13 protein-coding genes, 1 tRNA gene and 1 pseudogene are annotated in these 15,381 nt (G+C 68.0%); 4 read left to right on the top strand and 11 right to left on the bottom strand.

What is annotated here, in order from left to right:
* Positions 1 to 158: 158 nt before the first annotated feature.
* From ACWGR4_RS19190 to polA, 4 genes are all read right to left on the bottom strand, one after another.
* On the bottom strand, positions 159 to 1,163 hold the full coding sequence (locus ACWGR4_RS19190) for a DUF3068 domain-containing protein (RefSeq protein ID WP_452131994.1): 1,005 nt from the start codon (positions 1,161 to 1,163) through the stop codon (positions 159 to 161).
* 51 nt (positions 1,164 to 1,214) lie between these two features.
* Positions 1,215 to 1,352 carry a hypothetical protein gene (locus ACWGR4_RS19185; RefSeq protein ID WP_160161682.1) on the bottom strand — a complete coding sequence of 46 codons (138 nt, stop codon included), beginning with the start codon at positions 1,350 to 1,352 and terminating at the stop codon, positions 1,215 to 1,217.
* Positions 1,353 to 1,477: 125 nt separating this feature from the next.
* Positions 1,478 to 2,722, bottom strand: a complete 1,245-nt coding sequence (locus ACWGR4_RS19180; protein WP_452131995.1) for a lytic transglycosylase domain-containing protein — start codon at positions 2,720 to 2,722, stop codon at positions 1,478 to 1,480.
* 120 nt (positions 2,723 to 2,842) lie between these two features.
* Positions 2,843 to 5,590, bottom strand: coding sequence for a DNA polymerase I (polA, locus tag ACWGR4_RS19175; protein WP_380011466.1), 2,748 nt, complete (start codon positions 5,588 to 5,590; stop codon positions 2,843 to 2,845).
* A gap of 47 nt (positions 5,591 to 5,637) precedes the next feature.
* Here polA and ACWGR4_RS19170 point away from each other — a divergent pair, with 47 nt between their 5' ends.
* The gene (locus ACWGR4_RS19170; RefSeq protein WP_395788928.1) at positions 5,638 to 6,066 is read left to right on the top strand and encodes a hotdog fold thioesterase; all 429 of its coding nucleotides are present in this window, start codon (positions 5,638 to 5,640) and stop codon (positions 6,064 to 6,066) included.
* A gap of 69 nt (positions 6,067 to 6,135) precedes the next feature.
* On the opposite strand, the gene ACWGR4_RS19165 is transcribed toward ACWGR4_RS19170, so the two are convergent.
* The 6 genes from ACWGR4_RS19165 to ACWGR4_RS19140 all read right to left on the bottom strand — a co-directional run bounded on the left by ACWGR4_RS19165 (position 6,136) and on the right by ACWGR4_RS19140 (position 12,407).
* Positions 6,136 to 6,840 (bottom strand): ABC transporter ATP-binding protein, encoded by a 705-nt coding sequence (locus ACWGR4_RS19165; RefSeq protein ID WP_170222322.1) that lies wholly within the window; start codon positions 6,838 to 6,840, stop codon positions 6,136 to 6,138.
* Positions 6,841 to 6,920: 80 nt separating this feature from the next.
* The gene (locus tag ACWGR4_RS19160) at positions 6,921 to 7,844 is read right to left on the bottom strand and encodes an ABC transporter ATP-binding protein (RefSeq protein ID WP_380011382.1); all 924 of its coding nucleotides are present in this window, start codon (positions 7,842 to 7,844) and stop codon (positions 6,921 to 6,923) included.
* Complete coding sequence (locus ACWGR4_RS19155; protein ID WP_380011385.1) at positions 7,841 to 9,262, bottom strand: branched-chain amino acid ABC transporter permease; 1,422 nt, start codon at positions 9,260 to 9,262, stop codon at positions 7,841 to 7,843. The genes ACWGR4_RS19160 and ACWGR4_RS19155 overlap by 4 nt, the downstream gene beginning before the upstream one ends.
* Entirely contained in the window at positions 9,259 to 10,140 is an 882-nt protein-coding gene (locus ACWGR4_RS19150) for a branched-chain amino acid ABC transporter permease (RefSeq protein ID WP_126641401.1), read from the bottom strand. The genes ACWGR4_RS19155 and ACWGR4_RS19150 overlap by 4 nt, the downstream gene beginning before the upstream one ends.
* A 143-nt stretch (positions 10,141 to 10,283) precedes the next feature.
* Positions 10,284 to 11,573, bottom strand: a complete 1,290-nt coding sequence (locus ACWGR4_RS19145) for a branched-chain amino acid ABC transporter substrate-binding protein (protein ID WP_380011388.1) — start codon at positions 11,571 to 11,573, stop codon at positions 10,284 to 10,286.
* Positions 11,574 to 11,786: 213 nt separating this feature from the next.
* The gene (locus ACWGR4_RS19140) at positions 11,787 to 12,407 is read right to left on the bottom strand and encodes an ANTAR domain-containing response regulator (RefSeq protein WP_126641271.1); all 621 of its coding nucleotides are present in this window, start codon (positions 12,405 to 12,407) and stop codon (positions 11,787 to 11,789) included.
* Between the two features lie 111 nt (positions 12,408 to 12,518).
* On the opposite strand from ACWGR4_RS19140, the gene ACWGR4_RS19135 reads away from it, so the two are divergent.
* From ACWGR4_RS19135 to ACWGR4_RS19125, 3 genes and pseudogenes are all read left to right on the top strand, one after another.
* A tRNA-Leu gene (locus ACWGR4_RS19135) sits at positions 12,519 to 12,595 on the top strand.
* Between the two features lie 329 nt (positions 12,596 to 12,924).
* Positions 12,925 to 13,092: pseudogene (locus tag ACWGR4_RS19130) on the top strand (helix-turn-helix domain-containing protein); the annotation flags it as partial.
* A 12-nt stretch (positions 13,093 to 13,104) separates the two neighbouring features.
* On the top strand, positions 13,105 to 13,860 hold the full coding sequence (locus tag ACWGR4_RS19125; RefSeq protein WP_452131996.1) for a transcriptional regulator: 756 nt from the start codon (positions 13,105 to 13,107) through the stop codon (positions 13,858 to 13,860).
* Positions 13,861 to 13,920: 60 nt separating this feature from the next.
* Here ACWGR4_RS19125 and pyk read toward each other — a convergent pair whose 3' ends face one another.
* On the bottom strand, positions 13,921 to 15,345 hold the full coding sequence (pyk, locus tag ACWGR4_RS19120; protein WP_380011397.1) for a pyruvate kinase: 1,425 nt from the start codon (positions 15,343 to 15,345) through the stop codon (positions 13,921 to 13,923).
* Positions 15,346 to 15,381 lie beyond the last annotated feature (36 nt).

Raw genomic sequence — 15,381 nt, 5'->3', positions numbered from 1 at the left:
ACGAGCACTACAACCGACGGGCGGCCGGGGGGCCGAGCCGGCCACCCCCGAAGCCCTGAACCCGCAGCATCCACACCAAACGCAACGGGCGGAGCGGGCGGGCACACCAAAGTCGCGCGAAGCGCGCTCTCGCACACCAAACTCGCGCGCAAAGCGCGCTACGGCACCTCGGCCAACGTGCGCGCCGCCCGCTCCTCCTCGACCGAAGGCCGCAGCCGCGGCCGTGCCGCCTTCCGGTCCGCCACGAACTGCAACACGACGGCCGTCACAAAGAACAACACACCCACCACGATCAACCCCAACGGCGCCGTATCGTGCAGCAGCCGCAGCGTCCCGCTCCAGTCCTTCGCGTCCGCGACGAGCGCGGCCGACCACTCCGGGCGCAGCTTGAAGGTGCCGTCGAAGACCTTGGTGACCACCGGCTTGGCGTTGGGGTCGTCCGCCGGCGGCGACGTGCGCAGCTCCTCGGTGCGGGTCTCCTCGACGTACACCGGGATGCCCGTGACCGGCTCGACCCACATCTTCCGGGTCGCGGTGTACCAGAGCTGCATGCCCTCCTTCTCCACCGCGACCGGGTCCAGGCCGCCCGGGAGTTGCCTGGGCATCGGGATCTTCATCCACGGCACGACCTGCTCGAAGCGGTACGTCCGCAGCCCGTCGCGCTCGGCGGTGCCCTTGTACGAGATCACGTTCGCGCTGTGCGCCTGCGAGTCGTAGTAGTTGTAGTCGCGCTTGCCGGTGAAGAACGGCCACTTGTAGGCGAGGCCGGTGTGCGCGGCCGGGGCGCCGTCGACGGATTCGCCGCAGCAGTTCTTCGGGATCTGGCCGGCCGCGTCGAACGCGTAGCGCTCGGGCAGTTGGGTGACCACCTTGCCGGTGCCGTCCAGCACGGCCAGGTTCAGGTCCCACACCACGGTCGAGCCGTGGCTGTCCTTGGCGTTGGGCCGGATCGCCTGGATCGCGGTGACCTTGGCCTTGCCCGGGCCCTCGGGCGCGCCCAGGAGCGTGGCGTTCGTCGCGTCCAGGACCAGCACCCGGTAGGCGTCCTCGCCCGCGAGCGCCTTGGCCACCAGCCTCGGGAGGACGAACTCGCGCAACAGCGGCGCCAGGGCCACGCAGAACACGGCCGCGACCAGGAGGATCAGACCGGACTTACGACGCATCGAGGTGGACCCCTTGACGATGGAACCGGGTACGGATTCGCGCCGGCATGGTCAGGGACGCGCGGGCGGGCTCGTGACCTGGAGCGGCTTGTGCACGGGCCCGGGATCCGCGGCGGCGCACGCGTTCAGCACGAACGCGGCCCCGACCGCGAGGAGCGCCCCTGCCACGACCGCTGCGAAGGAACGCATTCGGCGGTCCCACCTTTCCTGCTGCCCCGGCCGACGCCGCGACGGTCGGCGATGGGGCACGGTAGCAAGAAACGAGAACAGGTTCCCGTTTTTTGCGGATCGGATTCTGCTCGGGTTCGGACCGGCTACCGACCGCCCGCCGTCGGGGCGTCAGCCGACGCCGCCGCCGAGGCGGACTGCTCCGGTGCTCCCGACGCGCTCGACGCGCTCGACGAGATCGGCGGCGTCACCGACCCCGACGCGCTCGCCGTCGCGCTCTTCGACGGATCGCCCGTCGCGGGCGGGTCCGCCGACTTGGTGGCGGCGGGCTTGGTGGTCGGCGCCTTCGTGGTCGGCTTGACCGGCTGCCGCGCGTCGGGCACCGAACGCGCGCCCGTCGCGTAGTAGGTCATCCACGAGGTGACCGTGCGCAGGTATTCGTTGGAGTGGTTGTAGCTGAGGATGGCCGCGTTCAACCCGGCCCCGGTGGACAGGTCCCGGTTGCCCGCGCACAGGTAGCGCCCCGCGGTGAGCGTCGCGTCGAAGATGTTCTGCGGGTTGGCCACGCCGTCCCGGTTGCCGTCCATCGCCCAGCTCTTCCAGGTGGACGGGATGAACTGCATCGGCCCCACGGCGCGGTCGAACTCGGTGTCGAAGTCGTAGCGTCCGCCGTCGGTGTCGGTGATCCGGGCGAACTGCCCGCCGTCCAGGCGCGGACCCAGGATCGGGGTCACCGACGTGCCGTCCACGGTCACGTTGCCGCCGTACGCGTGCTCCGACTCCACCCGGCCGATGCCCGCGAGCAGCGTCCACGGCAGTTTGCAGCCGGGATCCATCCGGGCCAGGTTCGACGCCGCCTGCTGATACGCGAGCAGCACCGTCTGGGGTATCCCGCCGGTCCCGGTCGCGGTGGTGCCCCGCGGCCCGGCCGAGGACGTCGCGCCCGGGGCCGCCGTGGTCGCCGGCGGCGTGGCGGCGGTGGTCGCGGCCCCCGGCAGCGCGGCCGGCACCACCGGCGGCGGCAACTCGAAGTGCGCCGGCCCGCCGCCGTTGACCGAGACGCCGCCGACCGGCGCCGCGTCCGAAAGGCGCGGCAGATCGGAGGTGGGCACCCGGTGCGCGGTGACCATGGTGAACGGGGACTGCACCGCCGCGCCGCACGCCAACACGACCAGGATCGCCGCCGCGCTGCCCAGCCACGGATTCAGGATCCGTCTGCGCTTGGCCGGCTCCTCGGGCGCGCCGGACGTCGGCGGCTTCTCGGGACCGGGCGTGCCCTCGGATTCGGCCGCGGGCGCGGCGGCGGATATCCGCTCCGCCGACACCTCGCCGGCGTCCGCCTCCGATTCGCCCGGCTTCCGCGGATCGGGCCCCGATTCGGCCTCTTCCACGAAGCTCCCCCCTCTGTGCGCGAGTTCGACGGTGCACCGGTCGTCGGTGACCACCGGTGCCCGTGCGAACCTATGCCGGCTTCGGCCGGCTCTCCACCCCCACGACGCACTCGTTCCGGATCAGTGACCGGCGTCCTCCCAGTTCGCCCCGAAACCGACCGAGACGTCCAGCGGCGCGCGCAGCGGATAGGCGCCGGCCATCTCCCGCCGCACCAGCGCCTCCAACTGCTCCCGCTCGCCGGGCGCCACCTCCAGGACCAGTTCGTCGTGGACCTGGAGCAGTATCCGCGAGGCCAGCTTCTCCTCCCGCATGGCCCGATCCACCGCGAGCATCGCGACCTTGACGATGTCCGCCGCCGAACCCTGGATCGGCGCGTTCAGCGCCATGCGCTCGGCCATCTCGCGCCGCTGCCGATTGTCGCTGGTCAGATCCGGCAGATAGCGCCGGCGCCCGAACACGGTCTCGGTGTAGCCGGTCTGCCGGGCCTCCTCGACCACCTTGTGCAGGTAGTCGCGCACCCCGCCGAACCGCTCGAAGTAGGTCTCCATCAGCCCGCGCGCCTCGGCCGGCTCGATGTCCAACTGCTGGGACAGGCCGAACGCGGAGAGCCCGTACGCCAATCCGTAGGACATCGCCTTGATCTTGCTGCGCAGCCCGTGATCCACCGCCTCCGGCGCCACCGAGAAGACCTGCGCGGCCATCGTCGAGTGCAGGTCCTCACCCGAGGTGAACGCCTCGATCAGCGCCGTGTCCTGCGACAGGTGGGCCATGATCCGCAGTTCGATCTGGCTGTAGTCGGCGGTGAGCAGCCCCTCGAAGCCCTCGCCGACCACGAACGCGCGCCGGATCAGCCGGCCCTCCTCGGTCCGGATCGGGATGTTCTGCAGGTTCGGGTCCTGCGAGGACAACCGGCCCGTCGCCGCCACCGTCTGATTGAACGTGGTGTGGATGCGCGCGTCGTCGGCGACCGTCTTGATCAGACCCTCGACCGTGGTACGCAGCCGGGTCTGGTCGCGGTGACGCAGCAGGATCACCGGCAACTCGTTGTCGGTCTGCGTCGCCAGCCAGGTCAGCGCGTCGGCGTCGGTGGTGAACCCGGTCTTGATCTTCTTCGTCTTGGGCAGGCCCAGTTCGGTGAACAGGATCTCCTGCAACTGCTTGGGCGAGCCCAGGTTGAACTCGTGCCCCACCGCGGCGTGCGCCTCCTCGGTGGCCTGCTTGACCGCCGCCGCGAACTGCTCCTGCAGCCGCTCCAGATAGGGCAGGTCGGCCGCGATGCCCATCTGCTCCATGTGCGCGAGCACCGGCAGCAGCGGCAACTCCATGTCGCGCAGCAGCTCCAACCCGCCCTTGGCGGCCAGCTCGGTATCCAGCGCCGCCGCCAGGTCCACCACCGCCCGCGCGGCCAGCATCAGCGCCGCGCCCGGCTCCGCGTCGGCCTCGTCGGACATGTCCAGCGCCAACTGCCCGTCGCCCGAACCACCCGCATCCACCCGCAACTCGCGCCCCAGGAACCGCTCCACCAGGCCCTCCAGCGCGAACGAGCGCTGCCCGGGCAGCACCAGGTAGGCGCCCAGCGCGGTATCGCTGGTGATCCCCCACAGCGCCCAGCCGCGCGCGGCCAGCGCCAGGATCGGCCCCTTCGCGTCGTGCACCGCCTTGGTCCGCCGCGGATCCGCCAGCCACGCCGCCAGCGCCGCGTCGTCGCCCGCGTCCATCGTCAGCGGATCCACGAACGCCGCCGACCCGTCCGCCGCGGCGAACGCCAGCCCCCTGACCTCACCGGTGCCGCGCCCCCACGAGCCGTCCACCGCAAGACCGGTACGCTCCGCGCCCGCCGCATGCTCGGCCAACCACTCGGCCAGCGCGCCCGGCGCGACCACCGTGGTGTCCATCTCGAAGCCCGGCTCGGGCTCCGCCACCGCGACCACCGCCCCGGGGTCCACCGCCCACAACCGCTCCCGGAAGCTCGCGTTGCGAAACTCCAGCGCGTCGAGCACCACCTCGACCGCCACCCGGTCGAACGGCTTGCGCTCCAGATCCGTCGGCGTCACGTCCAGCTCGACGTCGCGCACCAGCTCCGTCAGCCGCCGGTTCAACTTCACGTTGTCCAGGTTGTCGCGCAGATTCTGCCCGGCCTGACCCTTGACCTCGTCGGCACGCGCCACCAGCTCGGCGAACGAGCCGAACTCGCGGATCCACTTCGCCGCGGTCTTCTCGCCCACCTTCGGAATGCCCGGCAGGTTGTCGCTCGGGTCGCCGCGCAGCGCCGCGAAGTCCGGATACTGCGCCGGGGTCAGCCCGTACTTCTCCTCCACCGCGTCCGGCGTGAACCGGTGCAGCTTGCTCACGCCCATCATCGGATACAGCACCGTCACATCCGGCGTGACCAGCTGCAACGCGTCACGGTCGCCGGTGAGGATCAGCACCTCGAAACCCTCGGCCGCGGCCCGGGTGGCCAGCGTGGCGATCACGTCGTCGGCCTCGAAACCGGCGACGCGCATCGTCGGCACGCCCATCGCCGTCAGCTCCTCGACGATCAGCTCGACCTGGCCCTTGAACTCCTCCGGAGTCTCCGAGCGGTTCGCCTTGTAGTCGGGGAACTCCTCGGTGCGAAACGACTGCCGGGACACGTCGAACGCCACACCCAGATGGGTCGGCGCCTCGTCGCGCAACACGTTCACCAACATCGACGTGAACCCGTAGACCGCCTGGGTCGGCTGACCCGTCGCGGTACTCATCGACGCTTCCTTGAGCGCGTAGAAGGCCCGGTACGCCAACGAGTGCCCGTCGAGGAGCAGGAGTCGCGGCCGGGAACCGGCGGGAACGGAGGTCTGGGGGGTCCGAGTAGCTGCCACGACCGCGATCCTAGGCTGTCAGGCCGACACAACCATGTATCCGACAGGAGCGCACCATGCCCGACGAGACCACCCCGCCCAGCCTCGAAGAGATCCTGGCCCTGATGAACCTCGGCAGCCGGGACACCCTCTCCGAGCGCATGGGGATCGAATTCGTCGAGGCATCCGCCCAGCGTGTGGTCGCCACCATGCCGGTCAAGGGCAACACCCAGCCCTACGGGCTGCTGCACGGCGGCGCGTCGTGCGTCCTCGCCGAAACCCTCGGCTCGGTGGGCTCCGCGCTGCACGCCGGCCGCGACGCCATGGCCCTGGGCATCGAGATCAACGCCACCCACCACCGCTCCGCCGACGCCGGCGTCGTCACCGGCGTGGCCACCCCCGTACACCTGGGCCGCACCCTGGCCACCTACGAGATCGTGATCACCGACGAGAACGACCGGCGCATCTGCACCGCACGGCTCAGCTGCATGATCAAGCGCCCCTGACCACGCCGACCGGCGCCGGGACCGCGCGGCGAAGGGGCCGACCCCCTCCGCCGCGCGGACACCTTCGCGCTACGCGCCCTCGCCCAGATACGCCTCGCGCACCTTCGGATCCGACAACAGCCGATCGGCCGGCCCGGACAACACCACCGACCCGGTCTCCAGGGCATAGCCCCGGTGCGCCAGCCGCAACGCCTGCGCCGCGTTCTGCTCGACCAGCAACACCGTGGTGCCCTGCTCGTTGATCTCCCGGATGATCTCGAAGATCTGCGCCACGATCAGCGGCGCCAGACCCATCGACGGCTCGTCCAGGAGCAGCAGCTTGGGCTGCCCCATCAACGCGCGCCCGATCGCCAGCATCTGCTGCTCGCCACCCGACAACGTGCCCGCCAACTGCTCGCGGCGCTCCGCCAGGCGCGGGAACAGCTCGAACACCCGGTCCAACTCGGCCTTGGGCACCGACTTGAACCGGTAGGCGCCCATGTTCAGGTTCTCCGTGACGGTCATCGCCGGGAACACCCGACGACCCTCCGGAGAGTGCCCGATGCCGAGCCCCACCACGTGATGCGCCGGCACCCCGTCGATGCGCTCGCCGCGCCAACGCACCTCGCCCTCACGCGGCGTCAACAACCCCGAGATGGTGCGCAACGTGGTGGTCTTGCCCGCCCCGTTGGCACCAAGCAGGGCCACGATCTCGCCCTCGTTCACCTCGATGTGCACACCCTTCAGCGCCTGGATGGCGCCGTAGAACACGTGCAGATCGTCCAGCTCCAGCATCTTCTTCCGGGGCGGTACGGCGGTGCCGGCGGCCGGCTTGGCCAACCCGACCGCGTCCGCGCCCGCGGCGTCGGCGGCGCTCATCGCTGCTCCTCCCCGTCCCGCTGCGCGGGGACCGAACCGTCCTCGGGCACCCCGCCGACCTCGGCCTGCGTCGCACCGGTCATCTCGGCGGCCATCTCCGCGCCCAGATACGCGGCCACGACCTCCGGATCGCGCTGCACCTCGGCGGGCGAGCCGGAGGCGATCACCTTGCCGAAGTTGAGCACCGTGACCCGGTCCGCCACCGACATCACCAAACGCATGTCGTGCTCGATCAGCAGCACACTGATGCCCAGTTCGCGGTTGATCCGCCGGATCAACACCTCCAGGTCGAGCTTCTCGGTCGGGTTGGTGCCCGCCGCCGGCTCGTCCAGGAGCAACACCTGCGGATCGGTGGCCAGCGCCCGGGCGATCTCCAGGCTGCGCTGCTGACCGTAGGACAACGACGCCGCCAACTCGTTGAGCAGCCCGTCCAGACCGACGAAGTGCAACAACTCCAGCGCCCGCCGGTCGCTCTCGCGATCCTCGCGGCGCGCGTTCGGCAACCCCAGCATGATCGACACCGGGCCCGACTTCTGCCGGGTCTCCGCCGCGATCTTGACGTTCTCCAGCGCGGTCAACGCGCCGAACAGGCGAATGTTCTGGAAGGTGCGGGCCACCCCCAGCCGGTTGACCAGATGCGGCTTGCGACCGAGCAGCGAATGCTCGCCGCCCGACCGGTCGCGCAGCACGATCGTGCCCTCCTGCGGGACGTACATCCCGGTGAGCGAGTTGAACAGCGACGTCTTGCCCGCGCCGTTCGGCCCGATCACCGCCAGGATCTCGCCCCGGTGCAGATCCAACGCCACATCGGACAGGCCCACCAGGCCGCCGAAGCGCAGCGTCACACCGCGCACCCGCATCACCTGGTCGCCCGGATCCACCCGAGGCCGCTCGTCCGCCTTCGTCGTGGTGATGCTCACGTCATCCTCCCGCCGGCCGGCTCCGACATCGCGTCCGCGTCGCCGAGACCCGCCTTGGCCATGCTCAACTCACGCTTGCGCCGCACCGAGGGGATCAGACCCTGTGGGCGGTAGATCATCATGATGATCAGCAGCGCGCCCAGGTACATGAAGCGGTCGTTCGGATCGACCCAGTCCTTCATGTACTGCGGCAGCCAGGCCAGGAACGCGGTACCGATGATCACGCCCCACAGCGAACCCATGCCGCCGAAGATCACGTACGCGACCACCAGGACCGAGAACAACAGCAGGAAGCTCTCCGGGCTGATGAAGCGCGCCTTGCTCGCGTACGCCACCCCGGCGATACCGGACGTCGACGCGCCGATCGCGAACGCCATCAGCTTGAACTTCACCGTCGGCACGCCCGTCGCCGACGCGGCCACCTCGTCCTCGCGAATCGCCGTCCAGGCCCGACCCACCCGAGAGTGCTCCAGCCGCAGGAACGCGATGATCAAGATCGTGGCGATCCCGATCAGCAGGTACCAGTAGGGCACCGGATCCAGTTCCCAGTCGTAGTCGATCGGACCGATGTGGATCCCGAAGTTCGAGATGCCCTGGACACCGCGCGGACCGTTGGTGAACCCGTCCGCGTTCTTGGCGATCAGGTAGATGATCTCGTGGAAGCCGAGCGTGACGATCGCCAGATAGTCACCGCGCAACCGCAGCGTCGGCGCGCCGAGCAGCAGCCCGGCCAGCAGACACGTGGCCACCGCCACCGGGATCACCAGGAACGCGTTCAGCTTGAACGGCGGATCCACCGGCATCGCGCCGGTCCAATACGCCGTGCTGTACGCGCCGATCGCGAAGAACGCGATGAAGCCCAGGTCGAGCAGACCCGCCCAGCCGATCACCACGTTCAGCCCGATCGCAAGCAGGACGTAGATCGCCACCTCGTTGACCAGAACCTGGTTCCAGAAGGTGGACAGCAGGTTCGGCAACAGGATCAGCAGGCCGATCACCACCGCCGAGAAGCCGAGCCGGACCCAGATGATCCGACGCCAATCCGCCGTCTTCGCCCTAGCCTGCGCCGCCACCGCCTTGACCGGCTCGGTCACGGGGGTGGTGAAGCGGTCCAACGGGCCCACCTTCGGCCCCAGGAAACGCTGATAGAGCGGCTTGCCGAACTCCATCACCGCCCACAGCGCGACCGCGCCGATGATCCACCAGACCACGCGCATCGAGCCGAGGGTCTTGTCCAGCGAGAAGAACACGTCCTCGCGGCTGCCCTGCGGGCCGCTCATCACGTCCAGCAGCACGGCCGCCGCAACGGTGCCCACCAGTCGGCCGTACATCGGGTGCTGGTACCAGCGCTTGCGCCGCAACTTGGCCAGCGTCGCCGCCGTCGGCGCGAAATCCGTCTGTGTCGTGGTCGTGGTCACGCCGACCTCCCCAAGCGCTCGCCCAGGATGCCGGTCGGCCGGAACATCAGCACCAGGACCAGCACCGCGAAGGCGCTGACGTACCGCCACGACTCACCGAAGATCGGCGAGGAGAAGCTCTCCACGATGCCGAGCAGCATGCCGCCCATCATCGCGCCGCGGATGTTGCCGACCCCGCCGACGACCGCCGCGGCGAACGCGGTGATGCCCGGCAGGAAGCCCATCGTGAACGACAACTGCAGGTGCAGGCCGAACAGGAAACCGGCGATGCCACCCATGAAGCCGCCGATGATGAACGTACGCGAGATCACCTTGTCGATGTCCACGCCCATCAGGCCCGCCGTCTCGGCGTCCTGCGCCACCGCCCGGATACCCGAGCCCAGCTTGGTGCGGTTCACCAGGTAGTCCAGGCCGACCATCATCAGCACGGCCGCGCACACGATGAGCAGCTGCAGGATGGTCACCTGGGTGCCGAAGACCGAGAAGACCTTCTTGTTCTCGAACAGCGTCGGCAGTGCGCGCGAGTCGCGACCGAACAACTTCCCCGCCAGGTTCTGCAGGAAGTAGGAGGCCCCGATCGCGCTGATCAAGAACGCCAAACGTGGCGCGTTCCTGCGTCTGAGCGGTCTGTACGCGACTTTTTCCAGAGCGAAGGCCGTGGCCGCTCCGGCGGTACCGGAAACGGCCAACCCCGCCGCGACCAACAAGACCGACACCAGTGCCGTCGGGTTGGTGCTCGGGTCGATCCAGGTCAAGGCGAGCAGGGCCGAATAGGCGCCCACCATGAAGACTTCGCTGTGTGCGAAGTTGATGAGCTGTAGCACACCATAGACGAGGGTATAGCCGATGGCGATGACCGCGTACAGCGCACCGAGCATGATCCCTGGAATAAGGTAATCCAGGATTTCATCAGGTTGCATAAGGAAAGCTTCCTCAAGAAAACCGGACGGGCCCGGACCCTCCCGAAACTCCGGGAAGGCCCGGGCCCGATCGTCAGGTGGCGACGTCCTCGACGAGGAGGTCAGCCGCCCACGAGCTGGTCGATGTCGCCCATGTAGCCGATCTTGCCGCCCTTGACCTGGTAGATGAAGGTCGTGGCGCCGTCGAATTCACCGTTCTGCTTGAACTTGAAGGTCTTGGTCAGACCCTTGTACGAGGCACCCTTGAGCTTGGTGAGCATCGCCTCGCGGGTGATCTTCTCCGCACCGAAGGACTTCATCTGGTCGATCACCAGGTTGGCGATGTCGAACGACTCCGCCGAGTAGGTGCTCGGGTTGGTGTTGAAGCGCTTCTTGTAGTCCTCGGTGAACTGCTTCGTGGCCGCCTCGACGTTGGCGTCGGCGCACGGGCAGGTGAGGAACCAGTCGTTGGCGGCGTCGCCGGCCAGCGAGACGAACTGCGCGTCGTTGGTGCCGTCACCGGAGAACTTCGGGCCGTTGAAGCCCGCTTCCTTCAGCTTCTTGGCGAACGGCGCGCCGTCCTGGTAGTAGCCCGCGTAGATCATGGCGTCCGCGCCGGAGTTCTTGATCTTCGTGGAGATCGGACCGTAGTCCGGGGTGGCCTTCGGCACGCTGTCCGAGACGACCTGGACGCCGGCCTTGGTCAACTCGTCCTTGGCGACCTTCGACAGACCCACGCCGTACTCGGTCTTGTCGTCGACGACGAAGACCTTCTTGACCTGGAGCTTCTTCGACAGGTACTTCGCCATCCCGCCGCCCTGGGCGTTGTCGTTCGGCGCACCCCGCAAGAACGCGGTGAAATTGTTCTCCGGGTTCGTCAGGGACGGGTTCGTCGCGGACGGGGAAACCGTGGCGAGCTTCGCCTTGGCGTAGTTCGGCGACGCGGCCTTGGTCGGGCCGGAGAAGGCGGGGCCGATAACGGCAACAACATTGCTGTCGTCGATCAGCTTCTGCGCAGCGGAGACCGACTTGGTCTCCGATGCCTCGTCGTCCGAGGTCTTGAACTTGAGCGTGAAGGGAAGATCGCCCTTCGCGTTGGCCTGCTCGACGGCGAGCCGAGCGCCGTTCTCTTCATTGATGCCAAGCTGAGCATTCTCCCCCGAGAGGCCCGCTTGGAAACCGATGGTCCAGGTCGGCTTGTTACCGCCGCCGGAGTTGCCGGGAGCGGTGCTGCCCCCGTCCTTCTTCTTGTCGCCGTCATCGTCACTGCCGCACGCGGAAAGCACGAGTGCCGCTGCCGCGATGGGCAGCGCGATTTTGATCACGCGTCGCTTGAGCACAGCAAACCCCAACCCCTTGTAGAAAAAGTTCGGAGCCCGCATCGGGGCGCCTTCACAAACCGCGATGAACATGCGGTGCCCGGAATGTAGTCCGGCCGGAACGGCAGCGGCAGTCCGCCGACGGAGATGTGATGCGCCCGTAACCAGATGTAATCCAAAAGAAACTGTAAACGAATTCTTACGATCCAAAGTGATCAAATATGATCATCAGCTGCCGGAAAAACGACGAACCCGTCCGGTTTGTCGGGAACCGGACGGGTTCGTAGCTGAATCGACAATCTCGGATCAGTCGGCGACATCGCCCCCGGACACGACCACCTCGGCCACGGTGCGCATCGACATCCGACGGTCCATCGATGCCTTCTGGATCCACCGGAACGCCTCCGGCTCCGACATCCCGTACTTCTCCTGCAACACGCTCTTCGCCCGGTCCACGAGCTTGCGGGTCTCCAGCCGCGCGGTGAGATCGCCCACCTCGCGCTCCAGGGCGGCCAGTTCGGTGTAACGCGAGACGGCCATCTCGATCGCCGGAACGAGGTCGCCCTTGGTGAACGGCTTGACCAGGTAGGCCATCGCCCCCGCGTCCCGGGCCCGCTCGACCAGCTCGCGCTGCGAGAAGGCGGTCAACATGAGCACCGGTGCGAGCCGCGCCTGGGCGATCCGCTCGGCCGCCGAAATGCCGTCCAATATCGGCATCTTCACATCGAGGATGACCAGATCGGGCCGACACTCCTCCACCAACTCCACGGCCCGCTGCCCGTCCCCCGCCTCCCCGACGACGTGGTACCCCTCTTCCTCCAGCATCTCTTTCAGATCGAGCCGGATCAGCGCCTCGTCCTCGGCAATGACGACACGGGCGCGCCGACTGTCCTGCTCTGCGGCGGGCGGCTGCGTGGCGGCGGTCACGTGGCTCCTCGATCAGAGAAATGGTGCGGACACGAGGGTACCGAGACGCGGTATGGTGTCTGCCAGGCAGGGCAACCTGCCGAGACAAGGACAACGAAATGTCCGAAATAGGCCCTGGTATTCCAATTGGCAGAGAATGACCGCTCAAACCGGTTATGTTGTGGGTTCGACTCCCACCCAGGGCACCAACTAGTCCGATCGAGTGAATCCCACTCGAACGCCTGAACCCATAAGCGCTGGTAACAGAGCGTGGGTCCATGAGCAATTCGGATCTTCGTCGCCAGGCACTCGCCCTGCTGCACACAGGCATCCCCAACGCCGAGGTCGCGAGAAGGCTGCGCGTCCCGTCAGGGACCGTAGGTTGCTGGCTGCACATGGAACGCTTTCGTCACGGCGAACTTCCCGCACCACGCGGTGCCTCGTGCTTTCGTTGCCGCGGCACCGAGGTCGATCGCCACGCATACTCCTACCTCCTCGGTCTGTACCTCGGAGACGGCCATATCCTGCGGAACCCCCATACCCGCGCTACCTCTTCGCCAACGAATCCACGGACATCATGCGCATCCTCACGACAACCCTGGACGAACTCGGTGTCGAGTGGAAATTCGCCCGCCGGAACCTTCTGTCCGTCGCCCGCCGTGCCTCCGTCGCGCTCATGGACCGACATGTCGGTCCCAAATACTGATGGCCCGCGCGCATGTACGACACGACGACGCGCCTGGCGGCACTCCGGCTCCTCGATGGTGGGCGCAGTCCGAACTCGGTGAGCAGGGAAACCGGGATCTCTCGTGCCGCCATGCGGTCATGGCGAGTCCGCGTCGACCCGGCGCGGCCCACGGGCTGTGTTCGCTGCATCGGAATCCCCACCGCGCCGGCACCTGGCCGGAACTACGCCTATCTGCTCGGCCTCTATCTGGGCGACGGCTGCCTCAGCGGCTACGCGAAAGGTGTGTACGGGCTGCGGATCGCCTGTGGAGACGCCTGGCCCTGTCTGATGGACGAGTGCGAGGCGGCGATGCGTGCGGTTCGCCCCGGCAGCAATGTCTTTCGTGTGCCTCGTCAGGGCTGTCACATGGTCACGTCGCTCTGGAAGCATTGGCCGTGTCTGTTTCCCCAGCACGGGGCCGGGCGGAAGCATGAGCGGGAGATCGTGTTGGAGTCCTGGCAGCGGGACATCGTTCGGGGCGAGCCGTGGGCGCTCGTGCGTGGGTTGATTCACTCCGATGGGTGTCGGGTCACGAACTGGACCACCCGCGTGGTCGCGGGTAAGCGCAAGCACTATGAGTATCCCCGCTACCTCTTCACCAACGAGTCCGCGGACATCATGCGGATCCTCACAACAACGCTGGACAAACTCGGTGTCGAGTGGAAGTTCGCTCGGCGGAACAATCTCTCCGTCGCCCGTCGGGCCTCCGTCGCGCTCATGGATGAGCACGTGGGGCCGAAATACTGATGGCTCGTCATCCGCCGGGGCGGGTGACGAGCCATCGGTGCCGGCGATCGCGGACGAGTGCTACTCGGCCGGGAGATCCCCTATGTGGTGCAGGCGGATCAGGTTGGTGGAGCCGGGGACGCCGGGCGGGGAGCCGGCCGTGATGACGACCAGGTCGCCCTTCTTGCAGCGGCCGATGGCCAGCAGGGCCGCGTCCACCTGGCGGACCATCTCGTCGGTGTGGCTGCACAGCGGGCCGAGGAAGGTCTCCAGGCCCCAGGTGAGGGCCAGCCGGCTGCGCACCGCCGGCTCCGGGGTGAAGGCCAGCATCGGGATCATCGAGCGGTAGCGCGACAGCCGGCGACCCGTGTCGCCGCTCTGGGTGAACGCGACCAGGTATTTGGCGTCGAGCCGCTCGGCGATCTCGATCGCGGCCTTCGCGATCACCCCGCCCTGTGTGCGCGGGCCGGCGATGGTGCGGATCTCCTCCTGCATCGCGGTGGAGTCCTCCGCCGCGACCACGATCCGCGCCATGGTCTTGACGGTCTCGATCGGATACTTGCCCACCGAGGTCTCGCCCGAGAGCATCACCGCGTCGGTGCCGTCCAGGACGGCGTTGGCGACGTCGGATGCCTCGGCCCGGGTGGGACGCGAGGCGCTGATCATCGAGTCGAGCATCTGGGTGGCGACGATGACGGGCTTGGCGTTGGCCCGGGCCAGCGTGATCGCGCGCTTTTGCACGATCGGCACGGCCTCCAGCGGCATCTCGACGCCCAGGTCGCCGCGGGCGACCATGATGGCGTCGAAGGCGTGGACGATCTCCTCGAGGTTGTCCACCGCCTGCGGCTTCTCGATCTTGGCGATCACCGGCAGCCGGACACCGACCTCGTCCATGATCTTGTGGACGTCCTCGATGTCCCTCGCGGCACGCACGAACGACAGCGCGATCATGTCCGCACCGAGCGCGAGGCCCCACTTGAGGTCCTCGATGTCCTTCTCGGACAGCGCGGGGACGCTCACCGCCACGCCGGGCAGGTTGAGCCCCTTGTGGTCGGAGACCATCCCGCCCTCGATGACGATCGTGTGTACGCGCGGGCCCTCGACGTCGACGACCTCCAGGGTGACCCGGCCGTCGTCGATCAGGATCCGCTCGCCCTTGGTGACGTCGGCGGTCAGCCCCTTGTAGGTGGTGCCGACCTCGTGCTTGTCGCCGGGGACGTCCTCGGTCGTGATCGTGAACTCGTCGCCGCGCTCCAGGAGCACGGGGCCTTCGGCGAAGGTCTCCAGGCGGATCTTCGGGCCCTGGAGGTCGACGAGGATGCCGACGCTGCGACCGGTTTCGTCGGATGCCCGACGGACGCGGTGATAACGCTCCTCGTGCTCGGCGTACGCGCCGTGGCTGAGGTTGAAGCGGGCTACATCCATGCCTGCGTCGACCAGCGTGCGGATCTGTTCATACGAATTTGTGGCAGGACCCAGGGTGCAGACAATTTTGGCTCGACGCATGGTCCCAAAGCCTAGTTCCTACCGCCGGGTAAGCCG

This window comes from Embleya sp. NPDC055664, assembly GCF_053618075.1.
Note: the sequence above shows the minus strand (reverse complement) of the source record. Positions and strands in the feature narration are given on the sequence as shown.